We start from the raw sequence: 25,229 nt of genomic DNA on the forward strand, positions 1-25,229 counted from the left end.
TTTCAACCTCAGGTGGCCTGCAGAAGCTGTTTGTAATGACGGGCCTTCGGTGTCATCTGGCGCTTATCGAATTCTTCCGCCAGCAGCCGACAGGCTTCGGTGGTCAGCAGTTCATCACCGCAGCTTCGCAATCGCTCGAATGCCTTCTCGGCGGCTTTCAGATCGCCGTGGCGGAGGCTGGTGAAGAGCACGCGGTTGTGATCCTCCGCCGCCAGCGGGGCATGGCGTTCGCCTTTACCCAGATACTCCTGCCAGACTTCAATCAGGCGCTCCGGTTGTTTGCGGGTCAGGGTCTCATTCATCAGTTCACGAGTGCGTTGCCGATACTCGGGAAGATCCGGGCGCAGTTTGGCGAGCTGATACAGGTGTTCCAGCAGAACGGACCGTTCCGGATAACGCTGCCAGAGCGCCTCGAACTGACGGCGGGCAACATCGAACTCCATCCGGCCCAGGCTGCCCATGGCCTGTGAATAGCCGGTGGTGAAGCGTTCATCCTGCGCCTCCGGCTCCGGTTCGAAAAACGTCTCCCGCACCTGGAAAACGCTCTTGCCCAGCAGCCACACCAGACCGGCACCAGCCAGCAGACCGCCGGCGTGGGCCATGTAGGCAATGCCGGTGGCGCCGGCAAACCAGTAATCGTAGATTTCCTTGCCCAGCCACACCGGTAGCAGCGCCAGGGCCGGCGCCCGGAAATAATTGAAGTACACCCCGACAAAGTAGAAAAACCGGATTTTCTGCAGGCCGTAGATGGCCACGTACATACCCATCAATCCGGAAATGGAGCCGGAGGCGCCTACCAGGGGCACCGGGCTGCCCAGTGAAAACGCGGTAAACACCAACCCCGACAGAGCGCCGCACATCAGGTAGGCCAGCAGATATTTCCCCGGCCCTAACGCCTTTTCCACGGTAAAACCCAGCAGAAACAGGAACACCAGATTGCCGATGATGTGCCCCCAGCCACCGTGCAGGAACTGATAGCTGATCAGCGAATACAGCGACAGCTCCGACGGTACCAAGCCCAGCTGATTGGCACTCAGGCGGTCGATGTAGTCAGCCTGGATCAGCGCGCGCTGTTCGAGCCAGCGCTGGCGTTCCCGCGCTGCCCACAACAGATCCCGGTTGTCCTGCATGTACTGGTAGAACTCCGGATCCAGCAGCAGGCTCACCGCCACCCACACCGTCTCGCCCGACGCCCTCAGTTCCTGGAACTCCTGCAGTTCCAGAGACAGCTCGTCCTTGCCCTCAAAGCGGATCTGGCGCTGCAGGTAATCCTCGTAGACCGGCGCTTCCAGCTCGGTCAGACCGGAATCCAGGTATTGCTGAATGGCCCCTTCGAGGCGCCGGTTGTCACCGCCCTGATAGAACAGAAAAACCAGCAGGCAGGTCAGGACGAGGCCCAGGGTGACCCAGGGCGGGCGGCGCCAGTTAACGGCGTTTTCAGCAGGAATAATCAGCATGGGCAGTCACAATTCATCATAATTCGTCCGTGAAAACGTGTTTTTTACCACAGTGAGGCCAGCTTTTCGCGCTCTAATGACAGACAAGGTGATTCCAGCAGCCGTTGTCATGGGACCTTCACACAAATGTCATTCAATCAGGACTGCCGGCAAGCGGAGAATCACCCGACATCGACCATTCGCCAATTGCCGTTGTTGCTGACTACGCCAATAGTAGTCAGCAACAACAAGAAACCGGATACCGGAAACAAGGAAACTGACATGACCGTACTCGTACTGGACAACCCGGAAATGCTGGCCAGAGCCGCGATTGAAGCAGGCCTTCTAATGTCTGCGACGGCGGAAACCGGTGCCCGTAAACCGCACCGTATGCGTTTTCACTATGGTTTCAACAAGCACACCCTGGACCCGCAGGACGAAGACATCCTGCGCCAGCATGCTGCCTACCTGCGGCAACAGCCGGGCGTGAAGGTGCACATTCACGGCCACACCGACAACTTCGGGTCGGAAGATTACAACCGGTTTCTTTCACGCCTCAGGGTCAATGCGGTGGCCCGGCTGCTGATGGAAGCGGGCGTGCGGGACGCACAGATTGTGACCAGCAGTTGGGGCAGCGACAAGCCGCTGGCACGCCCGGAAGACCGGGCGGCAAATCGCAGGCTGGAACTGGAATATGTCACTCAGGAAATGGCCCGGGCCCTTTAGGCCCGCCCGGGTTTAACCGTAGACCTGGTAAACGTTGGCCAACAGCAGGATGGCGGCCACCAGAATCGCCAGCCAGGTCAGAACGATCCCCGCCATGCGGGCCTTGTGAGGTCCGCCGCGACCATTGATCATGCCCCAGGCATGGAGAATACGCCCCACCACCAGCGCCATCCCGGTCCAGTACACCAGTCCCCCGGCAACCCCGTTCAGCTCGGCCAGCGCCAGCATGATCAGCCCCAGCGGGGCATACTCCACCAGATTGGCGTGGGCGCGAACGGCCGCCTCGAAATCCCGGTCGTCGGTTACGCCCATGCCTTTACCGTATTTGAGGCGGAAACGTACCACCTGGAAAGATAAAACCAACAGCAAAATGCCGATAACAGCGGCGAATACAGAAGTAACGGGTACGATCATGATCAGGCCTTCTTGATTGCACTAACGACGGCAAGCAGCAACACCGCACCCACCGTGGCGGTCACCAGCTCGCCAATGGCACCTTGAGCGGCGAGGCCCAACAGGCGGAACACGAAGCCACCGAGGAAAGAGCCGACGATACCGATACCAATGTTGGCCAACACGCCGAAGCCCCGGCCTTTCATGATCAGGCCGGCCAACCAGCCAGCAACACCGCCAATGATCAAAAACAGAATCAGATTCATAACACGCCTCTCGCAGCATTTCGGACAAAGGGTTCGAACCCCGAAAGACTGCCCTGTTTTCTATTCTGCTTCAAGCACATCCATCTTGGCCTGGGATCCGGGCAAGGCGGCGATAGCCGCCTCCATCTCGCGGCGGCAGCGCTCAATCAGCTGCGGGATGTCGTCGGTGGTGAGGCCGGCGGTTTCAACCGGTGGCAGGATACGGACCGATACCGGCTCACGTCGGCCAGTCCAGCCCAGGGCGCGGTCCTGATATTCACTGACACACACCATGGTGATGGGTGCGCCGGCGGCAATCGCGGTGTGGAACGCGCCTTTCTTGAATGTCTGCAGGCTGCGGCCACGGCTGCGGGTGCCTTCGGGAAAGATCCACAGGCTCTTGTGGTCGCGGGAAATGGCGTCACTGGTTGCCTGCATCACCGCGATGGCCTTGTGGGATCGGGCGCGATCGAGGATAACATTGCCACCGAGCCAGAAAATCTGACCAAAAAACGGGATCCAGACCAGCGCCGATTTGCCCACGGTCACGGTTCGGGGTGGCAACAGATCCCCCATCACAAACAGATCGTCGTTATGCTGATGATTGGCGATCACCACCGTGGGGCGGTCTTGTGGCATGTTTTCCAGGCCACTCGCCGGGCGCTCCATGCCGAGCAGGAAACGCCCCACCTTGCCGACCGCATACCCGAACAACCGGTTGTTGTCGGGATTGAAGGGACGCGCCAGATACAGCAGAAACGCAAAACAACAGATCACCGGCACACTCAGCCAGGCCAGGAATTTTCTCAGAACACCCATGCAACACAAACCCGTTCGTTAATTTGCGCACAAGTGTAAGCTAATTTTACAACCCGGCAACAGTATCGATTTGTAGGGGATCGCTACCAGCGGCCGCTACGCTGACCGGCTCGAATGTTGCCTGCACCACGTACCGCAGGGGGCCGCGGCTATCGAGGCTGTCAAACGGGTAACAGGTCACCAGCAACAGGGTGTGGTCATCCAGGCGGGCGGTGTCGATCTGCTCGTAGCGACTGTCGACCACACGGATGCTGTTCACCCGATACCGATACCACTTGCCCGAGCGGGTCTGGAGTTTCAGCTCACTGCCGGCTTCCAGGTGGCGCAGACTGGTGAAATGGGTGTCCCGATGACCGGCAATCACCACCGGGCCCGGCCCGGCCGCGTTCCCCAGCACCTGGCCGGGCCCGAACGCCAGGCTTTCGCCGTGGGCGCCGTCCAGCACGATCATGGACTGCCCCAGCTCCGGCAAGGACAGCCGCGCCACCGGCCAGGTGTCCGCCCAGGGCCAGGGCCGTGTCTCTATCTGCCGCGCCTGGCTCTCGGCCCAGGCCAACTCCAGCAATTCCTGCGCGACCAGGGCCTTGAACGGAATCCACAGGCCAACGGTCAGTACGGTCCCGAACATCACGGTGAGCAGCAGTAACAGGCGATTCATCGGCTCACCCTCCGCTGCAGCATCCAGCCGGCTGCCGAAAATATCAGCCCGAGCAGGCCCAGCGCGGTCAGCAGCGGCGACAGGGTCGCGGTCTGTGGATAGCGCAGCATGGTGGAGCTGCTGCCAGCCGGCAACAGGGTCGGCACCTGATCGGTCGTCAGCGGCTCTGACGTCTCGCGCACCGGGGTACTATCCACCGCCACAAAGCTGGTGAACCGGGTGATCAGTTGATGCGCCAGCGCCAGCTCGACCACCTGTTGCCGGCTTTCGTCCCCGACATGACCGGACAAGGTCTGATCCATCAGACTGTCGATCTTCTCACGGCCCCAGTGGCGATGAAGCCCCGTGCCCGATGCCGCACGGGACAAGTCCAGCGAGGTCTGCCAGCGGCTGCCATCCGACAGCCGGCCGGAAATCCCCAGGCTCCCGCTGCTCTTTACCCCGCGCATAACCTGAACCAGCGGTTCGCCAGCAAACAGATCCCCCGGCCTGATCGGATAGGCCTCGGCCGGGCCGGCCGCTGGCGGGAGTTCGATGGCGATATCGGTCAATACCGGGGCCTGCATTTTGGCAAACAGATCGTCCAGCTGGCCGGCCACATCGGCGATGTCGCTGATGGCGGTGTAACTGCCACGGCCGTAACGGGCAGCCTCCCGCATGAAATGCAGGTTTGGCGCAGAGCCGATGCCCACCGTGAACAGGCGGCGCCCGCCCAGCTGTTGCCGGATCTGCTCAAACAGCGCGGCTTCGTTGCCCACGGCGCCATCGGTGATGAACACCACCTGGCGCACATGCTGACCGGTCGTTTCTTCCTCAGGCGAATTCTCCCCCAGCGCGACCCGCAGTGCGGGCGCCATCTCGGTGCCGCCATTGGCACTCAAGCCCTCCACGTAGCGCCGCGCGCGCGCAAGGTTCTGGCCATTCGCCGGCACCGCCTGCATGAACAGAGCGTGGGTCTGGCTATTGAACTGAATAATATTGAAGCGATCCCCCGGTGACAGGGTCGCCAACCCCCGCAGCAACGACGCCCGGGCCTGACCGATGGACTGGCCTGCCATGGAGCCGGAGGTGTCGATCACGAACACCAGCTCCCTGGGCAGATTCTGGTTACGGCTCAGCCCCGGCACCAGCAGCGCCAGCAGGTAATCCTCCCCCTGCCACCGCTCGTGGAACACCGCCGCAGAGGGTGCCTGGCCCCGCACTGGTGACCACCGCACCACCACATCCTGATCCATGGGTACGGCGCCCTGCTCCGGCGCGACCCGCACCCGATGACCGTCCCAGGTGCTGCGCAGTGCGTGGCTGGGACTGGCGACATCGGCCACCGGTAAGCCGGCGTCAATTTCCAGATTGACCACCGCCCGATGACTCTGATCCCCCACGTCCTCCGCCTGCACCGTGAACGGGCTGATGGCGTCGGCATCGGGCACCGCGGTCGTCGGCCGGGCCCAGCCGCCCTGCCACTGCTGAGGAGACTGGGCCAGGGGCTCGCCCGGCATGTAGCGGGGCGTCAGGGTGGTGGGCAAGCGCAGCTCGAACTCCCCGGACTGGTAACGCACGGTTTGCTGATAGTTGAGCTCCACCGTGATGGTCTCGCCCGGCGGGATGTTGGCCAGGTGCGTGGTAAACAGGTTGGGACGCTGCTGATCCACCCGCGCGGCATTCTTGCCGGCCTTTTTGGCCGCCTCGTAGCGCCGTTTGGCTTCCTGCTTTTCCCGCACGTCGCCGACAATCTCCCGCTCCCCCACGCGCATGGTCATGCCATACACGCTGGCTTTTTCCGGTAGCGGAAACACGAACACGCCCTCACGCCACTGCTGGCTGGTGTTCCTGAAACTCTGGGTCAGCCGGGTATCGGCAATCAGCCCGCTGACCCGAACTTGGTACTCGGTGTTGAGTAGCGTGGCCTGGCCCTGGTGACGACCGTCGGCGTCCACGAACTCCAGCATACCGGTGCCCTCAGCTGCGCTGGCGGCCTCCGCGTACAACGGGTGCACAAACAACAGCAGCAGCATCGCCAGCCACAGGGATACACCCTCACAGCAGCGTTTGACGCGCCGGGGAGCGAGTCGGGGTTTATCGAGTTCCAGCCTGAGTAACGTCGTTGGTAGCATCATGGTGCATCCTTTCTTTTTCGGTTCCGGCACCGCCGGGTTGCATGGGATGACGCTATTTCAGCGCAGCGAAACGACGCTCAGGTGGCGGAATCTGGCAAACTGACGGGGAGAAAATGATGAATTGTGGCAAACCCGGCGGTTGGCCTTGTGCTGGCCCCTCACCGTGATTAAATAGAGCCTGTCATTCACCGGAACCCCTGTTATCCATGAAACGACACATCGCCCTGATTGAAGACGAGCCTGCCATTCGTGAAAATTACCGCGACGCGTTCGAGCGCCGGGGGTATCGCGTGTCTGCCTACGGTGACCGCAAGAGTGCCTTTCAGGTACTGCGTACAGCACTGCCCGATCTGGCGATCATCGACGTGGGTCTGGGGGATGAACCGGAGGGCGGCTTCACCCTGTGCCAGGACCTGCGCCAGCTGTCGGCCACCATGCCGATCATTTTCCTCACCGCCCGGGACAGCGACATCGATTCCGTACATGGCCTGCGGCTGGGGGCGGACGACTACGTCACCAAGGACATGAGTCTGGATCACCTGCTGGCGCGGGTGACGGCGCTGCTGCGCCGGGCCGATGCCTGGGCAGAGGCTCTGAAAAAGCCCGACGAAGTACTCCAGCGCGGCAAGCTCACCCTGAACGTGGACCGCATGACCGCCGACTGGCACGGCCAGCCTGTCGACCTCACGGTGACCGAATTCTGGATGCTGCATGCGCTGGTTCAGCACCCCGGCCACGTGCGCACCCGCGATCAGTTGATGGAGGCCGCCAGCACGGTGCTGGACGACAACACCGTGACCTCTCACATCAAGCGCATCCGCCGCAAATTCCAGCAGCTGGACACCGCCTTTGATGGCATTCAGACCGCCTATGGCATGGGCTATCGCTGGAATGCCCATGGGGTGTAAGCCTTGAGCCTGAAGCGCCAGCTGTTTGTTGCCAGCCTGTTGATGCTGCTGATTCCCTGGGCCGGGCTGCAGTTTGTGCTGGAGCTGGATGAAGCGTTGCGCAAGCAGGCCACCGAGCAATTGCAGGAACAGGCGAGGCGCATGGCACAAACCGCCGGGGACCTGCTGATCGGTAACGATGTCGTCGAATCCGGCACGCCGGTGATCTACGCAGAGCCTCTGGAGCAATCACCCCGGCTCGACGGCTACGGTGATGACTGGCCCGGATACGATGAGGAGTTGTCCCGCCAGCACTGGCAGCCACTGCCCGGGGGCAGCGAAAGCGCCGCCCTGCGCTGGCAGGCGGCCACCGACCAGCGCTTCCTGTATCTGCTGATTCGGGTGCAACGGCCCGACGTGGTGTATTTCGACCCCGGCTCGCCGGAGCAGCCCCATGACCGCTTGCGGCTGATTCGCGAGATGGACGGCGAGAGCTCGGAACGCCTGATCCGCACCCCGGCACCGGGCGGCATCCATGCGCTGATTCCCGGCCGGCAGGCAGAGCGGGACTTCCGCATCACCGGACGCTGGGAAACCGTCGAGCAGGGTTACCAGCTGGAACTGAAACTGCCCCTCCCCGCGCGGGGCAGTCGTCTGGGGCTGGTGGCCGAGTGGCCCGCAGAAGCAGGCACCGGACGGGCCGGAACGTCCGAGGCACCGTTGCCGGTGCTGGTCAAACGCCTGCCGACAATCGAACGAACACTGTCTGACCAGTTGGCCAGCGGCCAGCAGCTGCGGATCCTCGAACCCGATGGCTGGGTGATCGCGCGCCAGGCGCTGGCCAGCCAGCATCCCCGCCCGGAATTCGACGCCCTGAGCGCAGTTCAGGTGGTGGAGCAGATTGCTCTCAACGGCCTGCGGGCCCTGGTTCGCTTCTACCAGCCGGACCCCCTCCCCATCGACGACACCGCCATCCGGTCTGCACCGCACACCTTGCCGGACGAGGGGCTGGTGCGTCATCGCAATGGCGATACCCTGCTGATGGTGACGCAACCGGTGTTCAATGGCCGCACCCTGGTGCTGGAACAGTCGCTGGATCAGTTGCTGGCACTCTCCGGCAACACCCTGGGTTCGGTGATTGCCCGCAGCACGCTGTTGGTGGTGGCGCTGATGCTGATACTGCTGGGCTACGTCAGCTGGTTGTCGTGGCGCATCACCCGGTTGCAGCGCGCCGTCGGTGCCAGCGTTGACGACGATGGCCGCATTGTCGGCAGCCTGCCTGACACCCGGGCCCGCGACGAGCTGGGGCAGCTGCAGCAGCATTTCGGCCAGATGGTCACCCGCCTGCGGGGCTACAACGATTACCTGGAAAGCTTCTCCCGCCGGCTTTCCCACGAACTGAAAACTCCAGTGGCGGTGGTTCGCTCGTCTCTCGATAATCTGCGCCATGCCGAATCCGAAACCGAACGCAGCAATTACATCGATCGCGCTGCTTCGGCCACCGAACGCCTGAGCCAGATCCTCAACGGTATGAGTGAGGCAGCCAGGCTGGAACAGAGTTTTGACCACGCCGAGAAGGAAACCTTCGAACTGGCAGGGGTGATTGATCAGACCACCCACGCCTATCAGCAACTGGATGCCGACCATCGCATTCGCTACCGCGGCCCTGCTGGCGGCTGCACCATGCACGGCTCGCCGGAGCTGATCGTGCAGCTGCTGGACAAGCTGGTGGACAACGCGCGGGATTTCACCGCCAGTGGCGGATTGATTGAAGTCAGGCTGGCGCACCGGGGCAAGTCCCTCGAACTGGGTGTGTTCAATCAGGGCCCGCCGCTGCCCCGACAGCTGGGCTCCGACATTTTCAGCCCGTTTGTGTCACTGCGGGACGGCGCCCACGAAGGCCATCTGGGGCAGGGTTTGCTGATCGTGAAACTGATCGCCGAGCATCACGGCGGGGCGGTCACTGCCAGCAACCACAACGACGGCGTGCTGTTCACCGTGACGCTGCCAGCGGTCTGACCCCGCGTCGCTCCAAGGCCGGGCGACGGTACCTTCGGGGCAAGCCTCAGGTCGTATGTTCCCGCGGGTGCCTTTGCCCTACCCTTGGGGTTTACCCGCTTTTCAAAGCCACACCATGGAGATCAACCAGCGTGGGTTCGAGCCTTTCAGCACTTGCGATTCATCCGTTACGGGATGACCTCTACAACGAACTGCACTCCCGCCCGTTCCAGGTCCTGCCAACGCCGGCCAGGGTCACGCATATTGCGGTGCTGACCCGGCCCGAGCAACGGGATGCCCAGTTCCGCCATCTGCAGCGCCTTCACCGGCTGCTGGGCCAACCCGAGCCCCAGCAGGAAGTCAGCTGCTTCGAGAAGACCTTTGGCAATCTGAGGGTGCGCCGTGAAATGCATATGGAGTTCGCCTCGTACACCTTCATCAATCTTGACCCGGCACAGAACGGCGCACCCTTCTCGGAGACCGGCATCAGTATGCTGCCGCAAGGGTGGCTGGAAGAGCTCGCCGGCACGGTGATTGCGGCCTTCCACATCGATCTGCAGGCGCAATCCGGTCAGGGGCTGGAAGATCTGGATTACGTGCGCCAGCACTTTGAAGGACTGCGGCTGGTGGGCAGCAGCCCCCAGGAAGGTGCGGCGCGGGTGTGGGGCACGTTCAAGCTTCACAGCGACGGGTTTGGCCGCTTTCTGGTGATGAACCACCACATGTCCGACAGTCAGCTGGGCCGCCTGACCCAGCGCCTGATGGAAATCGAAACCTATCGGCTGATGTCACTGCTGGCGCTGCCACTGGCGCGGGAAACCACGCCGTCCCTCAACGACATGGATCAGAAACTGGTGGAGATTACCCAGTCACTGGCGGACAACCGGGACGTGGACGAGCCGGCCCTGCTGGCGGAATTGACCGCCATCGCGGCGCGGATCGAGGCGTTCCGCGCCCATTCCACCTTCCGCTTCTCGGCAACTCGCGCCTACCACCGGCTGGTGCTGACCCGCCTCGACGAGCTCCGGGAGGACGAACTCAGCGGTCACCTCACCATCACCGAGTTCATGACCCGGCGGCTGACTCCGGCGGTAAAAACCTGCGAAGCGGTGAGTGAGCGGCTGGAGGATTTGTCACGGCGGGTCGACCGCGCTTCGGACATGATGCGCACGCGGGTGGAACTGGCCATTCAGAGTCAAAACCAACAGTTGCTGAGCTCCATGGACCGACGCTCCAAAATCCAGCTGATGATGCAGCACACCGTGGAGGGCTTCTCGGTGGTGGCCATCACCTACTACCTGATCGGCCTGCTCAAACTGGCGCTGGATTCCCTGCAGCAGGCGGGGTTCTCGGTGAACCCGCCCTGGGTACTGGGTGTTGCCATTCCGGTGGTTCTGCTGCTGGTCTACCTCGGGGTGCGGGTGGTTCACCACCGCTTTCTGCGCATGGCGAAGCAACACTGACCCGCCGCGGCTAACGCTCCGGGTTGTGGTCACCGGCAAAATGACGATAGAACTGCTGGGCAGATCGACCGTTGCGCACCCCTTTGGCGGTGGCAAAACGGATCGCTGCCTGGTGCAACGCCGCGCGATCCGCCACGTCCGGGAACAGGGCGTCCACCGCCTGCAGATAGACCTGCTGGGAAAACGGGTAAAACGACAGCTGCAACCCGAACCGGTCCGCCAGCGAGACCTGTTCCTCGATGGCCTCCGCCGGGTGCAGTTCGCCGTCGCGCAGTTCGCTTTTGAGGTTGTCTGACATGAACTCCGGCATCAGGTGCCGGCGGTTGGACGTGGCATACACTCGCACATTCTCCGGCGGTAGCTCCAGCGACCCTTCCAGCACGCTCTTCAGTGCCTTGTAACCGGTCTCGCCCACATCGAACGACAAGTCATCGCAGAAGATCACGAAACGGTACGGCAGATCACTGATGTCATCGACGATCTCCGGCAGATTGACCAGATCGTCCTTGTCCACTTCAATCATCCGCAGGCCGCGATCCTGATAGCGGTTCAGCAACGCCTTGATCACCGACGACTTGCCCGTGCCCCGCGCGCCCCAGAGCAACACATTGTTGGACGGATCACCGGCCAGGAAGCGTTCGGTGTTGCGGGCGAGCGCCTGCTGCTGCCGCTCAATGCCCGTCAGCGCCTGCCACTGGATCGGGTCCAGCCGCCGGATCACCCGCAGTCCGGACCGGTGCCTGCGCCAGACCGCAGCCGGTGTTGTTGCCCAGTCGATCGTTGCTGCCATCATCGGATCTCCGTGTGGTGGCGTGTTACAGGAAAAAATTCCACTGGCCGGCTACACTGACGGTTCTGAATACAAAGGATTGTGAATGATTCGATGAGCGCCCCCTCGTCTCAGCGTTTCCGCTCCATGGATGTTGGCCAATGGCTGCCCGGCATGGCTTGCCTGTTGCTCATTCTGCTTGCTGCGCCGGTGTTTGCCGAGACACCTCGCACCATATCCATCGGCATCGTCTCTGACAACCAACCCTATTCCTCGATGGACGGCCGGGAGGCCTCGGGCTTTTCCGTGGATGTGCTCCAGGAAGTGGCGCACCAAGCCGGCCTGACCTTTGCCTTTCGCGCCGGCAGCTGGCCGGATATCTACGCCGCGTTCCTGAACGGAGAGCTGGACGCCATTGACGGCATATCTTACACCGAAGCCCGGGCGCAGAAGATCCTGTTCACACCGCCCTACCATGTTCGTCAGACCTACCTGATGCAGGACCGTGAGCGCCCGGTTGGCGATATCGACTCGCTGGAACAGCTCAAGCCCCTGAAAGTCGGAGTGGTTCAGGACACCTATCACCGCGATCTGCTGATGGACAATGGCATCAATCTCAGTACATACGATTCCATACCCAGCCTGATTCGTGCGCTGGCGTTCGGCTGGGTGGACGTCATTCTTGGGCCCGAACTGACCCTGACCTACTACGCCAACCTGGCAGGCTTCCGCTCACTCGAGGTCTCAGGCCCGGCACCGTTGGGCGACCGGTCTCACAAAGATTTCCGGCTTGGCGTGCTGAAATCCGACCAACCGCTGTTTGAGCAACTCCGCGACGGCCTTAACAGCGTGCCCCAGGAGCGCATCAGTGAGCTGCTGCGGCGCTGGTACGAATTTGGCGGGGCCCGTATCGCCGAGCCCGAGACCTTCAGCCTGAGCACCTTCAATCGCCAGTACCTGCAGCAACTGGGACCATTGCGGGTCGGCGTGATGCGGGACTACGCCCCTTTCAGTTTTGAAGACGGCGGCAGGCTGCAGGGACTGACCATGGATATACTGAACCGGGTGGCTGACCTTACTGGCCTGGAGGTGATTCCGGTCAGTGGCCAATGGCCGGAACTGCTGGAGCTGTTCCGGGATGGCGACATCGACATCATGGCCAATATGTCGATGAACGATGAGCGGCGGAAGTTTACCCGCTTTACGGAATCCTACCACGTGATTCCGAACGTCGTATTCACCCGCCGCAACGATCTGGTCTTCACCAACCTCATCGACCTTAAAGGTTTGAGGATCGCCTTTCGTTCGGAAATCTATTATCAGGCGACCGTCACTGAAACGCTCGGTGAAAACGCACTGGCCTTCAACAGTCAGCGAGCGATGTTTGAAGCATTAGCCGATGGCACCGTCGACGTCGTGCTGGCCGCCCTGCCTAACGGCAACTACTGGATTCGGGAACTGGGCATTGCCGGCACACGCATTGCCGGCGAGCTGTCACTGGGCGATATGGCCGGGGAGGATTTGCGCCTTGGCGTTCGCCATGCCCTGACACCTCTGGTGGACGTACTGGATCAGGCACTGGCGGCCATCAGTCCCACCGAAATGCGCACGATCGAAGATCGCTGGCTCGGAGCCACATTTAGCCACGCGCGGGAGCAACCCGTCGGGCTCACTCTGACTGAGCAGGAACAGCAGTGGCTGCAACAGCGGGAGCGGCGGCTGACATTGTGTGTTGATCCGGACTGGATGCCGCTGGAGGGTATCGATAGCCGGGGTCGCCACGTTGGCCTGTCGGCAGACTTGTTCTCCCTGTTTGCCGACCGCTCCGGCATCCGCTTTGATGTGCTGGCCGCGCCGGACTGGCACTCCGCCGTAACCGCTGCCCGCGAACGTCGCTGTGACCTGTTCCCGCTCGCGATGAAGACACCGCAGCAGTCAGAGTTCATGAGCTTTACCGAACCCTACCTGAAAATTCCCAATGTGATCATCGGCCGGATTGAAGCGCCGTTCATTGAACGCCTGCGGGAGCTGGAAGGCCAGCGCGTTGGCATCGTTGGTGACTACGCGTTCGCCGAGCTGCTGCGGCGACGCCAGCCCGGCATCCAGTTGGTGGAGGTAGACGACGAATTCGAGGGTCTGCGGCTGCTTCAGCAGGGGGATCTGGATGGCTACATCACCACCCTCGCGACGGCCAGCCACTACATGCAGGAGCTCGGGCTGGCCGATCTCAAGGTGATTGGTCGCATCCCCGCTGACTGGACCCTTTCCGTGGCTACCCGCAATGACGAGCCTGTGTTGCTGGGCATCATGCAGAAGCTGGTGGCGAGCCTGACCGACGAGGAACGCAAGAGGCTGGACGAAAAATGGCGCTCCGTCAGACTGGAACAGAAAGTGGACTACACCCTGGTGTGGCAGCTGATGATGATTGCCACCATCATTCTTGCCCTGATGTTCTACTGGAACCGCAAACTGGGCCGGCTGAACCGGAAACTGGGCATTGCCAACGCGACACTGGCGCACCTCAGTGTCACCGATGACCTGACCCGGCTCGGTAATCGCGCCTACTTTGATCGTGAATTCGCTCAGAGTTACCAGTGGTGCCAACGGCACCAGGCCGGGTTCGCCGTCGCCATGGTGGACGCCGATCATTTCAAGAACATCAACGACACCTTCGGACATGAGACCGGCGACGAATGCCTCAAGGCCCTGGCTGAAATCATGCGCGATCAGTTCCGGCGGGAGACCGATCGAATCGCCCGTTTCGGTGGGGAAGAGTTTGTGGTGTTCACCACTTACCAGAATGAACAGGACATGATTCTGCGCCTCGACAGCTTCCGGGAGATGGTGGCGAATCATCGCACTACCGCATCACAGCGGGACGTTCATTTCACCATCAGTATCGGTCTGGCCATTGGGGTTCCCGCGGCCGATACGGCACCGTCAGAATTCCTCCGGCTGGCGGATCAGACACTGTATCTTGCCAAGAAAAACGGACGTAACCGGCTTGAGACGAGAGCAGTTCCGGCATTGCACCGATGACTTCGCTGGCAGGGAGGCGGCGCATAAAAAAGCAGTGCCAGGCGCTGCGTCCTGACACTGCTTTGGGGTCAGCGATCGGCCTGCCTAGAATTGGAAGCGCACACCCACACGGCCGGTGTCAAAGTCCGGGCCGTCGTTGGTCACCTGACCGTTAAAATCGTCCTCGTCGATATCGACGTTGTAACGGTCGTATTCGGCGAAGGCGGTCAGCTGTTCGGTCACCCGGAAATCAACGCCGGCACCCACGAAGGGGCTGACCTCATCGTAGGTCTCGCTTTCATCGAACGCGTCCACGTCCAACGCGGAGGCGAAGGCACCGGCCTTGGCGTACACGCCAAAGGTGTCAGTCAGAGGTAAGCGCCCGATCAGCCCGAGGCCAACCCCCTTGAGCTTACCTTCAACGTCGTCATCACCGAAGTTGCCGAAATCGATGTAATCCGCTTCCAGCGCAAAAAACTCGTTAAACTTGTAACCGACGGAGGCACCCAGCAGGTCGTTGTCGTCATCAAACTCACCACCGTGGGACTTGTAGCCACCGTAACTACCGCTGATGAAGAAGCCGGAACTGTCCCGCGCCGTGTTGTCCTGAGCCCAGGCCGCCGGGGCAGCAAAAACGGCTGTCGTCAGAACGGTTGCACATGCAATGCTCGCTTTGTAGTTCATACGCTTTCATCCTCATGGGTTCAGAAATCCATTCAAATCGGACAGCAACCGCGAAACCCTTCGCTCGATTGCATGGCCACAGCGTACAACCCATAAGCCCATCCGGGGGTTACACCTCCCCTAAGATTCAGTCATGTATTGTTCATGTAGGTTTGTGAAATAGTGTTTTATTTAAGTAACTTAGCGATTTCGTTCCGGCCCACGCAGCAGTTCACCGGCGCCTTGGGCCACCGCGGAAACGCTCCGGTAAGACAGCCGTGATACCGAATGGTGAGTGGCCCGAACCGCCTCACTCCAGGGCCGCGTGACGGGGATGCGCTCAAGCACATTGAACGTTTCGTCGGCAATGGACAGGTGCACCCGTTCCAGCTTCTGCGCCCCATGCACCACACCATGGGTGAGAATATCCGCCAGCCCAAGCCACCAATCGTGCCCGTGTTCGTTTTCGGTTTTCATAGCAACCACTCCACTAATTGCCGGGCCACATCGGGGTGATGCGCCAGACGAATATGATCAACGCCGGGAAACGTAGCCACACCGGCCAGTTTCCAACCCGTGCGCTCGTGACCCCGGGCGCTGGACTCATGCACCAGGGCATCGCCGAACAGCGCATTCACCGGGTGGGTTCGCGATCGGGCCAGCAGGCCGCAAACCACAAAATGCCTTATTCCGGGAACCAGCGGCGGCTCCCCCTGATCCGCTGGCACGACCTCGCCCCGGGAGAGATTCCGGATGCCCTCGCTGCGCACATCAATCACCTCGCCCACCACCCGCAGGTAATCGCGGGGGGCGCGATTGAGCAGATCTGCAGTGGCCTTCGCCCCTTTGGCCAGCCATGAGCCATCGTGGGGTGACCCGAGATACACGCAGTCGGTCAGATGTGAGAGCCAACGGTGATTCTGCGCCTGACCATGATGACAGGCACTGCGTATCAGCAACCCGCCCATGCTGTGGCCCATCAGAATGACGCGTTCCACCGGAACCGGCCAGGCAGCCACCAGCGTCTCCAGCATGTTTGCCAGATCTTCACCGTTGCGGGTTATCGGGCGCCCGGTGTTGTAGCGCAGGGTCAGCGGGGTGACATCGCCGGATGTCCCGTTCAGCAGGGAGCCGTAACTGACGTCGCTCTGCCCCGGGAAGGTCCAGACCGATTCCAGCTCCATCAACCCGTGGATGGACAGACAAAGCGTGGAACCCGGCGCATCGAGGCGGGGGGCCTGGCAATCCAGTGGAGTGAGCCCATGAAAGATGCCCATCGGCAGGGCCAGCGGGTTGTTGCGTTCCTCCAGCCAGTCCCCGAGGAAACCACTGAAAATGGCGGAGGCGTGACGTTGCCACACCGGTCGGAAGTCTGAACTCATGCTTGGGGCTACCCTGTGATGAAGTCGTCTTCCCAGTGTACTCTGTTAACCATCCCAGCGATTGGCTGAGCCTTCGACCGCATCTGGCGGGGCGGCAACTGCCGATCAGGCCGCCTCACCACCGGCGGGCGCGGGCTCGGGGGCGTCTGTGCCCTTTGCGGCCTCGGTTTCCGCCTCTTTCATCAACACCATTCCACCCTGCAACAGCAAGGATTTCAGGCGCGGATCGCCCTGCTCCGCAATCCCGAAGGCAAACGCCACCAGGGCGGATTCCAGCGGATTACGGCGAATCAGTTCCCGCAACGGTTGCACCGGCGAACCGGAACCCGATGGCGAAGACGCCGCCTTGGACAGGCTGCGGGCCGGCCGTGTCAGACGGTAGAACACCAAAGCAAGCACCAGAAAACAGACCGCGCCGACCATGGCCATGGCCGCAGACTCGCCCACGACCGGCGTCAGCGCTACGGTTGCAGCGGCCACCAGCAGATAAAACCCGGTAATCAGCAGTGCCGTCAACAACACCAGCGCCAGCATGAAGCCAAGCACGGCGGCGACGGCCTTGCGCACGGCACTCTGAACGTTCGGGGACTCAAGCATGATCAACGATCGAGCAGGCGCCCGACCAGGATCCCGGCCAGAAACATGATGAGAATACTGAGGAAAGGCCGCTCCTCAATCTGATGTTCCACATCATGAACCGCCTTGGTGCCGGCATCACGGGCGCGGTGGAGAGCCTCGTCCCCGCGCTTGCGCACGCTATCGAGGGCCTCCCGGCTCTCCCGGCGTATCTCATCCCGCAGGCTGCTGATGTTACTTTTCTGACCATCAGTGACGGCTTTAGTGAGTTTGGCGAGGTCTTCTCTCAGCGCCTGCAGATCTTCCTTCACGCGGTTGTAATCGTCCTGTGCGGATTTCGCTTCCATTTGCTGCCTCCTGTCAGTTTTGACACTGCGTTTACGGCATTCCGATGACTACTATGCTCTCCCCGCTCTGTTCTCACGTTGAGGGCGGGGGTTCATTAAACGTAGCACAGGGATCGGTAAGTGGTATGACGTTTACTTAATCAGAGCCGGTGGCCGCGGCAGGACTAGCAAAAGCTAAAACCAATGTGCGAAGCATCAGCAGTCAGCGATCGCAGGCTTTTGCCACCTTTTGCCGGAAGCGCTCACGGATTGCCCGGTTCTCCGATTCAGAGACAAACACCCGCTCGCCCTGCGCGTTCAGATCATAGAACGTGGAAACGCTGGCCATGTATTTCAGCCGAGCCTGCAGTTTCTGGCATAGCTCTTCTTGCTTCTGCGACTGTTGACGGATCTTTTGCTCAGCCGCCTGCTGCTTCTCCCGCTCTCGCTGCTGTTCATCCAGAAAACGGGTCACGTTCTGATGACGAGCCTCAGCGGACGGGTCCATTCTGGGCGGCGCCGCATTGATCTCAACCTCACTGGACGCCGCCCGAGCCGGAGGGCGGTCACCGAAATGGGTCTGGCCGTTGGCGTCTACCCATTTGTAGACGCCAGCATGGGCGAGGAGGGGTAGCGTTAAGAGACACAGAAGCGTCAACAGTCTTCCTGACAATAGGTTCGATTCCATTTTCCAATTCCGGTCTTTTGGTTGTTGTTCTTCCGTAGTCAATCAAGCGCCTGACTGAATTGCAACAGGGCGCTCTTCTAATCCATAGAAATCATCAAAGCGGGCAGCAACAGAGCTCGGTTGCAATTCGATATCCCGGAAAGTTGACTTTTTTGACACCAACGTCTAACCCGAATAGTCGAGTTTTGGTTGAACGAGTTGGGAATTCTGGGCGTTCATCCAATGGAAAGTGTGTCTTTTTTCCGCTATGAAATGAGCCAGCAAAAAATGTCCGAACCGGGATAAGTCCAATCATAGGCTGGCAGTGCCTAGTGAACCGGCTTAAGTCCACGTAACGCTATCAGGCATCTTCGGTATCGGGGCTTGTCATAGTTTAGTTAATCGGCGTTCAAGTGTTGTCATAAAATGGTTACAGCTTCAGTGGTGATTGGTTGAATTCGCCAAATGGACTTTTGTTATTGGTTGCCCTATCTTCAGTTGACATTAAGTGCGTTATTCGGCCTAAAATTTTTTCATGCCAGAGATATTTGCTGGTCACGGGTGAGTGGCTATGGACAAAGGTTCGTCTTCCAAGCGCATTCCGGTTAAGCAGCTGGATATTCCATTAAATCGCGATCTATTTTTACGGTCCCTGATTCGCGAACTATCAGGAACTTTGGAGGACTTGATAGGCATTGAAGATGCCTCCGGATTTGTCAGCATTGTCGGCCAGACCATCGGCGGGCACATAAACAGTGAGTATAAGAAGGCCCTTTCGATACCAAAGCTCTCTCGTTCGGAGCTTGCAGATGTTTTAGAAAACCTGAAGAGCAGGATTCAAGGAGATTTCTACATCATCGAACAGGACGATAATAGAATCATCTTTGGGAATCGTGAGTGTCCTTTTGGTGACTATGTCAAGGATAGAACGTCCATGTGCATGATGACCAGTAACGTTTTTGGAACGATTGCGTCCGAAAACGTCGGGTATGCGAAAGTCGTGATCGAAGAAGCAATCGCACAGCATCACAGTGAATGTAGAGTCGTCGTCTATTTGACGCAGACAGGAGAATCCCAATCTCAAGTCGGACACGAATACTTTGGCGTCGATGACTGATGTTAGAAAATTGCGTGGCTTGGAAAGCACTGGACTTGCTGCCCGACCCTCTATTTATCCTCTCCTCGGATGGAACCATATTAGCAGCGAACGCCCCAGCAAAGCGGCTTTTTGCGTTGAATGCTCCCCCGATCCATCTTTCTAAATTTCCCTCGGTCGACACTAAACTGCTTCAACGTTCCCTTGTGCTTTGGAAACGCAATGGCACGCTCATTCGCGGGCCCCTCTCCGTTTTAGATAAGAAAGGAGATAGCTATGGCTGTTATGGATGTCGGCTAGCTGTCGATGGTTCCGAAGTAAAAATCATGCTTCGGATGAAGGCTAAAAGCGAAACTAATATGCGGTTCGTCGAACTGACCCGACGCGCTGCAGGTTTAAGCCGTGAACTGTATCTTCGAAAGAAAGAGGCGCAGATTGCCAACCAACGGTTTGGTGAAGCTTTTAAATCCGCCGCCCAGGGTATGGCGCTGGTGTCACTGAATGGCCGATGGATAGATGTAAATGACGCCACAACCAAACTGTTTGGTTATTCACGTGAGGAGTTGTTGGCGACCGACTTTCAGACTCTGACCCACCCAGAAGATCTGGAATCCGATCTAACTTTGCTGCAGGACTTGCTGACCGGTCGCATTGATCAGTAACAGATGAAGAAGCGCTACTATCGGCGCGACGGTACGATCATGTATGCCTTGCTCTCTGTGGGCCTGGTCAGCGACGAAGATCAGCGTCCACTGCACTTTGTCTCGCAGATTCAAGACGTTTCGACTGAGCACCATGCACTTCAAGAAATTGAAACAAACCGCTCCTTCTTAGGGCAGTTGTTTAACTCTCTGACTGATGCGGTGTTGGTGTTAGATGCTGATACACGGATTGTCGATCATAACTGGGCAGCCACTAAACTGTTAGAGCTGCCTTCCGACGCCACCGGGTCGCCCTTAGGTACTCGTTTACACGAGTTAACTGCACGGTTATCCGAAAACGGGACCAAGAGAAAAGATAAATCTGACGCGGCAAAATTGCTTGCCAGATGGAACACGACGCTCGCAATCGCCGATAAGGAACCCTTGCCTTTGGAGCTAACTCTGACCCCGGTCCGTGGGGCTGCAGAGCCTGCTTTACGGTGGGTATTAGTCGTCCGGGATTTATCCGAAAGTCAGCGAAATGAAATGCTTAAAAATCAGTTTGTCGCGACGGTGAGTCATGAGTTACGCACTCCGCTGACCTCAATTTCAGGGTCATTGGGCCTAATAACCGGGGGAGTGCTGGGTGAGTTGCCCGAGCAGATGGAGAACATGTTGCGCATTGCTCAACAAAATACTCAACGATTGATTCAACTAGTTAACGATCTCCTCGATCTGAATAAATTGTCTGCCGAAGAGATGGAATTCAGTATACAGCATGTTGATATAGCGACGATCCTTGGCCATGCCATTGAGCAGATGAAAAGTTACGCCGAACCCTACCATGTGCGACTAAAAATCACCGGCGATACATCCGGACATATCAAGGTCGATCCAGACCGCCTGTTACAAGTGTTACATAACCTTATCTCTAACGCCTGCAAGTACTCACCGCAAGGTGAAACTGTGGATATCCATTGTGAACCAGATGCTGAGGATGGCGCCCGGATCAGTGTTGTGGATCGAGGTCCAGGTATCCCTGAAGCCTTTCGCAGCAGAATTTTTGAGCGCTTTGCGCAAGCCGAGGCTTCTGATAACCGAGCCAAAGGTGGGACAGGTCTCGGGCTCGCAATCACAAAAGAACTGGTTGAGCGAATGGGCGGTGTGATTGGGTTTGAGTCACGGGAAGACGAGGGTACGCGCTTTTGGTTTCGCTTCCCGCGTGCAGAGGTTCATTAGATTTGCGGGCAAGGCATTGCCCGCATACTACACGTTGAAGATGATACAGATTTGGCGTCGGTTGTCTGGGAGCAGCTCGCCTCACTGGCAAAAATGGACGCGACAGAAACACTGCGAGAGGCCCACAAACGACTCAGACAGGTTTCCTACGATTTGATTCTGCTGGATCTCAAACTGGAAGACGGCGACGGGCTGTCGCTTTGGGAAACGATACATGGATCGCAACCGAATGTGCCGGCGGTCATTCTCTCGCAATACGAAGTACCGCGGACGAGCGCCCCAAAGGTTGCGGCTTTGGTCCAGAAAGCGCCAGTCACGGCAAGAGAGATTGAAATTTGGGTTCTGGGGTTGCTTTCGGGCCGAACCAAATAGGATTTAGTGTCGGCTCATTGAACTAATACATACCAAGGAGATCGACATTGATCTTGTGGTGCTGTTGAAGTGGGCTTGAGAGCGCGAAGCTCCCGTTTGGGCGCAAACCAAAAGAGAGAAATTTGCAAATAATATGATAAATCTGTGGCCTCTTGAACTTTGATTGAATCGTTCGAAAGGTCCTCGAGAGCCGGAAGAATGGTTGCCACCCGCAGGTCAACGCGGATACGTAGCCCCATTTGCTCGCGTACGATATAAGACCATCTGAGCATGAGTCAGCGTGGATACAGGCGTTCTTGGAGGACTGCCTAAAGTAACGAGTTCCCGGCTAACGAAACCTTTTTTAAAGACATACGCTTGGGCAAAGTTTTGCCAAGGCAGATCAGTCAATGACGATCCACGCGGCTCTGGATATACTCCACAAGACCGTCAATAACGGACGCTCCCCAACAAAACAAGGAACCCGTGATGAGTGACCTGAAAACCCAATTCGACGAAGCCGTGAACTACATCCAGTCGGCCGAGGGCGACTTTCAGCCTTCCAATGAAATGAAACTGGCGTTCTACGCTCTGTACAAGCAGGCAACCGCAGGCGACGTCAGCGGCAAACGCCCGGGCATGATGGATTTCGTGGGCCGCGCAAAATACGACGCGTGGGCGGAGCTCAAGGGCACCTCCAGCGACGAAGCCATGCAGAAGTACATCGACAAGCTCAACTCGGTGAAATAAACCGGCTTTCGGGGCCCAGGGTACAGCCGCTGCTGTCTGCCCGGGCCCCGCGATCTGTCCCGCCCGGAAAGTTTTTTGCGACATTCAAACGATTGTCATAAGATGCGCGCACGATAACAACAACGACGCATCTGGAAGCTCCACCATGAACATTACCGAGGCGCTGGAACAATCCCAGCCGGGCCTTGTTGGCCGCGTTAACGACGCCATCCGCAAACACGATCTCAACCAGCGCGCCGAGCAGACCTACCTGCACTGGATTTCCCGCTTCGTGCTGTTTCACGGTCTGAAGGATCCGGACAATCTGGCCACGGCCGACCGCCAGTTGTTTCTCAGCTATCTGAAGGACCGGATCCAGTTGTCACGGGCACGACTGAATCAGGCCAGCCAGGCCCTGACCTTCTTCTACGAGGATGTGCTGGGGAAAACACCGTCAGAACAGATCGTCGCCGCCTAACGGCCGGTCATATTGATGTTCTGGGTGTCGTAGGTGCGATTCTCCGGCGGGCGGATGATGTAGTTGTTGCTGTGGGTCTGCCCGGGAATTGATTTAGGATTGCTGAACCGGAACTCCACCGGGATTTCAAAGCGCCCCAGATCCGTACGTGAATCACGGGGCTGCAGCGCCAGTGGGTCCAGGTAAAAGTCCTCATCCGTGCGGGGCTGCACCGGCACACCGGCGGCAGGCGCCTGCAGGCCACCTTCGATGACGGTGTTGGCCAGGGTTTCCTCGCCCATGGAGCGGAACGGAATCGTGTCGACAGTTGAGCGTTCGCGATAATCGAAGGCCGCTTGCCCTTCTTCGCCCCCGGCCACCGGGGCTTGTGCCGCCAGCATCGGGGCGACGGCCAGGGAGAGCGTGAGAGTCAGCAACGGGCCAACCCTTGCTGTAACACCGTTTACTGTCGAGAGCGTGCGCGCATCCATACCATCCGCCTTATGACGGCAGCCTGGTCGTTTCACCCTGGGTGACGGCACGACGCGACTGCCAGAAACCGATCAATTTGCCAAATTTTGATCAGTCTATCGCCTAAGGCGACTAAACACCCGGCCAGTCGTCAGGTTTGTGACGGTTTTCACGCGTCCTGTGTGGGCTCCTCATAGCGGATCGCGGTGACCACCACCGTTTGCCAGCCGTCCGGCGTGCGCACGCCGACTTCATCGTCCAGGCGCTTACCAATCAGCGCCCGCGCCATCGGGGAATTGATGCTCAGGTACCCTCGCCCCAGATCAAACTCGTCCGGGCCCACCAGCCGGTAACACTGTTCGTCACCGTCCTCATGCTCGATGGTGACCCAGGCGCCAAAGAACACCTTGTTGCGGTCGTCCGGCAAGCGGTCGACCACTGTCAGTTCGTCCAGGCGTTTGCTGAGAAAACGAACCCGCCGGTCAATTTCCCGCAGCTGTTTCTTGCCGTAGATGTATTATAACCCCACTCCCAACCATACTATTATTAAACCTCTGTATCTCTTTACCTCCCGTCACTAGAAGTATAGGATCAGGAAGTAACCTCATACTATAATCATATATTATGCTTCACACCCTAAAACTTGCCGTCAGCTACACGGATACTGCAAGCGGCAACCAGCATCAGTTGCCAGCTGTCTATACTCGTAGTGGCATTCTGATTTCTCATCTCAGGTACCTGGCGTGGTATTCAGAAAAGAGCGATTCATGGAAGGAGAAGTCAGTTCAGGCAGTACGGTTGCTGATTGATTACATAGAGTCTGCACGGGAGTTCAAGAAGACAACGGCACTACTGAAGAGCTTTACCGAAGCCTTGGTAACCGGAACCATAGACCACCAAGCCAGCAACTGCCCTATTGGTCTTTTCTGGGAGCCTAGAGATCTCACCGTCGCCAACAACATACTCTTCCATATAACCCACTACACGGACTTTCTGGCAAGGCAGGATGGGTATGACCATAGCCGTATAAACCCATTCAGAAAAGCTACTGGGTGGGAAGAAAGGATGAATTGGTGCGCGTATTACCATAAACAAGCAAACGTTTTCCTGAACCATTTGTCCTCTTACTCTGACGCGCAGAAGGCGGCTGCCCAGAAGCGGCTCATCTACACCCCGATCCAGCTAATGATCAGTAATGACAAAGCAGAACGTTTTCCAGAGGATAAGATTGAATCGTTAATTAACGATGGCTTCATGATAAAGGGTGTGCCTGATTATCGCTCCCAGGCGATTACTATGCTTCTAAATTATGGTGGTCTGCGTAAAAGCGAGGTTTTCCATATCTTTACTTCCGATATTACTATTCATCCGAACCATAAAGACGAAGCTTTGGTCCGAGTCTACCATCCGGTTTACGGAAAATCGCCAGACCCCAAATATAAAAATCGCTATGAATACCTTCTATCCGAAACCTGCTACAAGCCCAGGAACAAATACCGGATAACAGAACGGCTCTACTCTGGATGGAAGAACCCACTTATGACCAGTAAGGACGGTTATTTTGAAGTGATCTTCAGCCCAACCTATAAGGCCAAGGAGTTTCTGTCTACTTGGGTCAAATACCTTAAATACCAGCGCGTGGAGCCCGGCGATAATCATCCGTTTGCCTTCACTAATGACCGCGGCGAACCAGAAACACTGAAGAACTTCCAACGTCGCCATAAACGTGCGGTAGAACGCATTGGGCTCGAGTGTAAAAAAGAACATGGAACCACAGAGCATGGCCACAGACATGCCTACGGTTATCGAGCCAGACAGCTTGGATTGAGCCAGGTTGAGTTGCAAAAGGCTATGCATCACAAAAGCCCGAACTCCTGCCTTGTTTATATCAAACCAACCAGCGATGACATCAGAACGGAAATGAGGGAGTCAGAGAAATGAATTCCGGGAAGAAACCTGACATCACAGCCAAAGCGCCCAGTGCAGCCAATTTGGCGGAGCTCAAAGCTATTTGTAAGGAGCACGGTAAGCGGCCGGTAATCCCATCTTGAGCCAGGCGCTGCCGCCGTCAGGATAGTGTCCACTTATTTTCTAGTGGACAC

26 protein-coding genes and 1 pseudogene are annotated in these 25,229 nt (G+C 58.5%); 12 read left to right on the plus strand and 15 right to left on the minus strand.

Annotated features, from left to right (window positions below; genetic code table 11):
• Positions 1 to 8: 8 nt before the first annotated feature.
• On the minus strand, positions 9 to 1,457 hold the full coding sequence (locus MLC70_RS03560) for a rhomboid family intramembrane serine protease (protein ID WP_248181683.1): 1,449 nt from the start codon (positions 1,455 to 1,457) through the stop codon (positions 9 to 11).
• Between the two features lie 126 nt (positions 1,458 to 1,583).
• On the opposite strand from MLC70_RS03560, the gene MLC70_RS03565 reads away from it, so the two are divergent.
• The gene (locus MLC70_RS03565; protein WP_248181684.1) at positions 1,584 to 2,162 is read left to right on the plus strand and encodes an OmpA family protein; all 579 of its coding nucleotides are present in this window, start codon (positions 1,584 to 1,586) and stop codon (positions 2,160 to 2,162) included.
• A gap of 12 nt (positions 2,163 to 2,174) precedes the next feature.
• Here the strand turns inward: MLC70_RS03565 and MLC70_RS03570 are convergent, their stop codons facing one another.
• The 5 genes from MLC70_RS03570 to MLC70_RS03590 are packed head-to-tail and all read right to left on the minus strand — an operon-like array spanning position 2,175 to position 6,394.
• Positions 2,175 to 2,576 carry an MAPEG family protein gene (locus tag MLC70_RS03570; protein ID WP_248181685.1) on the minus strand — a complete coding sequence of 134 codons (402 nt, stop codon included), beginning with the start codon at positions 2,574 to 2,576 and terminating at the stop codon, positions 2,175 to 2,177.
• 2 nt (positions 2,577 to 2,578) lie between these two features.
• On the minus strand, positions 2,579 to 2,821 hold the full coding sequence (locus MLC70_RS03575; protein WP_248181686.1) for a GlsB/YeaQ/YmgE family stress response membrane protein: 243 nt from the start codon (positions 2,819 to 2,821) through the stop codon (positions 2,579 to 2,581).
• 60 nt (positions 2,822 to 2,881) lie between these two features.
• Entirely contained in the window at positions 2,882 to 3,619 is a 738-nt protein-coding gene (locus MLC70_RS03580; protein ID WP_248181687.1) for a lysophospholipid acyltransferase family protein, read from the minus strand.
• Positions 3,620 to 3,665: 46 nt separating this feature from the next.
• The gene (locus tag MLC70_RS03585; RefSeq protein WP_248181688.1) at positions 3,666 to 4,277 is read right to left on the minus strand and encodes a class GN sortase; all 612 of its coding nucleotides are present in this window, start codon (positions 4,275 to 4,277) and stop codon (positions 3,666 to 3,668) included.
• Positions 4,274 to 6,394, minus strand: a complete 2,121-nt coding sequence (locus MLC70_RS03590; RefSeq protein WP_248181689.1) for a marine proteobacterial sortase target protein — start codon at positions 6,392 to 6,394, stop codon at positions 4,274 to 4,276. Before MLC70_RS03590 ends, MLC70_RS03585 begins: the two co-directional genes overlap by 4 nt.
• Positions 6,395 to 6,600: 206 nt before the next feature.
• On the opposite strand from MLC70_RS03590, the gene pdsR reads away from it, so the two are divergent.
• The 3 genes from pdsR (at position 6,601) to MLC70_RS03605 (ending at position 10,742) form a co-directional block, all read left to right on the plus strand.
• Positions 6,601 to 7,302, plus strand: a complete 702-nt coding sequence (pdsR, locus tag MLC70_RS03595) for a proteobacterial dedicated sortase system response regulator (RefSeq protein WP_248181690.1) — start codon at positions 6,601 to 6,603, stop codon at positions 7,300 to 7,302.
• A gap of 3 nt (positions 7,303 to 7,305) precedes the next feature.
• A complete protein-coding gene (locus MLC70_RS03600; protein ID WP_248181691.1) occupies positions 7,306 to 9,300 on the plus strand; it encodes an ATP-binding protein in 1,995 nt (664 codons plus the stop codon).
• Between the two features lie 131 nt (positions 9,301 to 9,431).
• Positions 9,432 to 10,742: a DUF3422 family protein gene (locus MLC70_RS03605; protein WP_248181692.1), complete on the plus strand. Its 1,311-nt coding sequence runs from the start codon at positions 9,432 to 9,434 to the stop codon at positions 10,740 to 10,742.
• 10 nt (positions 10,743 to 10,752) lie between these two features.
• On the opposite strand, the gene MLC70_RS03610 is transcribed toward MLC70_RS03605, so the two are convergent.
• Positions 10,753 to 11,532, minus strand: a complete 780-nt coding sequence (locus MLC70_RS03610; RefSeq protein WP_248181727.1) for an ATP-binding protein — start codon at positions 11,530 to 11,532, stop codon at positions 10,753 to 10,755.
• Positions 11,533 to 11,625: 93 nt separating this feature from the next.
• Here MLC70_RS03610 and MLC70_RS03615 point away from each other — a divergent pair, with 93 nt between their 5' ends.
• The gene (locus tag MLC70_RS03615) at positions 11,626 to 14,550 is read left to right on the plus strand and encodes a transporter substrate-binding domain-containing protein (protein ID WP_248181693.1); all 2,925 of its coding nucleotides are present in this window, start codon (positions 11,626 to 11,628) and stop codon (positions 14,548 to 14,550) included.
• An 84-nt stretch (positions 14,551 to 14,634) separates the two neighbouring features.
• Here the strand turns inward: MLC70_RS03615 and MLC70_RS03620 are convergent, their stop codons facing one another.
• From MLC70_RS03620 to MLC70_RS03645, 6 genes are all read right to left on the minus strand, one after another.
• Positions 14,635 to 15,213, minus strand: coding sequence for an outer membrane beta-barrel protein (locus MLC70_RS03620; RefSeq protein ID WP_248181694.1), 579 nt, complete (start codon positions 15,211 to 15,213; stop codon positions 14,635 to 14,637).
• 180 nt (positions 15,214 to 15,393) lie between these two features.
• Complete coding sequence (locus MLC70_RS03625) at positions 15,394 to 15,669, minus strand: hypothetical protein (RefSeq protein WP_248181695.1); 276 nt, start codon at positions 15,667 to 15,669, stop codon at positions 15,394 to 15,396.
• On the minus strand, positions 15,666 to 16,574 hold the full coding sequence (locus tag MLC70_RS03630) for a lipase family alpha/beta hydrolase (RefSeq protein WP_248181696.1): 909 nt from the start codon (positions 16,572 to 16,574) through the stop codon (positions 15,666 to 15,668). The genes MLC70_RS03625 and MLC70_RS03630 overlap by 4 nt, the downstream gene beginning before the upstream one ends.
• 105 nt (positions 16,575 to 16,679) lie before the next feature.
• A complete protein-coding gene (locus MLC70_RS03635; protein ID WP_248181697.1) occupies positions 16,680 to 17,171 on the minus strand; it encodes a hypothetical protein in 492 nt (163 codons plus the stop codon).
• 2 nt (positions 17,172 to 17,173) lie between these two features.
• Positions 17,174 to 17,497, minus strand: coding sequence for an ElaB/YgaM/YqjD family protein (locus MLC70_RS03640; protein WP_248181698.1), 324 nt, complete (start codon positions 17,495 to 17,497; stop codon positions 17,174 to 17,176).
• 202 nt (positions 17,498 to 17,699) lie between these two features.
• Positions 17,700 to 18,134: a DUF4124 domain-containing protein gene (locus tag MLC70_RS03645; protein WP_248181699.1), complete on the minus strand. Its 435-nt coding sequence runs from the start codon at positions 18,132 to 18,134 to the stop codon at positions 17,700 to 17,702.
• Between the two features lie 580 nt (positions 18,135 to 18,714).
• On the opposite strand from MLC70_RS03645, the gene MLC70_RS03650 reads away from it, so the two are divergent.
• The 6 genes from MLC70_RS03650 (at position 18,715) to MLC70_RS03670 (ending at position 22,677) form a co-directional block, all read left to right on the plus strand.
• Entirely contained in the window at positions 18,715 to 19,260 is a 546-nt protein-coding gene (locus MLC70_RS03650) for a methanogen output domain 1-containing protein (protein WP_248181700.1), read from the plus strand.
• Between the two features lie 14 nt (positions 19,261 to 19,274).
• Positions 19,275 to 19,901 carry a PAS domain S-box protein gene (locus MLC70_RS18635; RefSeq protein ID WP_248181701.1) on the plus strand — a complete coding sequence of 209 codons (627 nt, stop codon included), beginning with the start codon at positions 19,275 to 19,277 and terminating at the stop codon, positions 19,899 to 19,901.
• Positions 19,902 to 19,904: 3 nt separating this feature from the next.
• Positions 19,905 to 21,119, plus strand: coding sequence for a sensor histidine kinase (locus MLC70_RS03660; protein WP_248181702.1), 1,215 nt, complete (start codon positions 19,905 to 19,907; stop codon positions 21,117 to 21,119).
• Between the two features lie 24 nt (positions 21,120 to 21,143).
• Positions 21,144 to 21,491 carry a response regulator gene (locus MLC70_RS18730; protein ID WP_427902086.1) on the plus strand — a complete coding sequence of 116 codons (348 nt, stop codon included), beginning with the start codon at positions 21,144 to 21,146 and terminating at the stop codon, positions 21,489 to 21,491.
• A gap of 468 nt (positions 21,492 to 21,959) precedes the next feature.
• A complete protein-coding gene (locus tag MLC70_RS03665) occupies positions 21,960 to 22,220 on the plus strand; it encodes an acyl-CoA-binding protein (RefSeq protein WP_248181703.1) in 261 nt (86 codons plus the stop codon).
• A gap of 145 nt (positions 22,221 to 22,365) precedes the next feature.
• Positions 22,366 to 22,677 carry a site-specific integrase gene (locus tag MLC70_RS03670; protein ID WP_248181704.1) on the plus strand — a complete coding sequence of 104 codons (312 nt, stop codon included), beginning with the start codon at positions 22,366 to 22,368 and terminating at the stop codon, positions 22,675 to 22,677.
• On the opposite strand, the gene MLC70_RS03675 is transcribed toward MLC70_RS03670, so the two are convergent.
• Together MLC70_RS03675 and MLC70_RS03680 are read right to left on the minus strand one after the other, a co-directional pair.
• A complete protein-coding gene (locus MLC70_RS03675) occupies positions 22,674 to 23,147 on the minus strand; it encodes a hypothetical protein (protein ID WP_410797644.1) in 474 nt (157 codons plus the stop codon). The genes MLC70_RS03670 and MLC70_RS03675 overlap by 4 nt on opposite strands.
• 149 nt (positions 23,148 to 23,296) lie before the next feature.
• Positions 23,297 to 23,644 (minus strand): annotated as a pseudogene (locus tag MLC70_RS03680) (GreA/GreB family elongation factor); the annotation flags it as partial.
• Positions 23,645 to 23,751: 107 nt separating this feature from the next.
• On the opposite strand from MLC70_RS03680, the gene gmtY reads away from it, so the two are divergent.
• Entirely contained in the window at positions 23,752 to 25,068 is a 1,317-nt protein-coding gene (gmtY, locus tag MLC70_RS03685; protein ID WP_248181705.1) for a gamma-mobile-trio recombinase GmtY, read from the plus strand.
• Positions 25,069 to 25,229 lie beyond the last annotated feature (161 nt).

This window comes from Marinobacter goseongensis (genome assembly GCF_023156235.1).
GTDB classification, from domain to species: Bacteria; Pseudomonadota; Gammaproteobacteria; order Pseudomonadales; family Oleiphilaceae; genus Marinobacter; species Marinobacter goseongensis.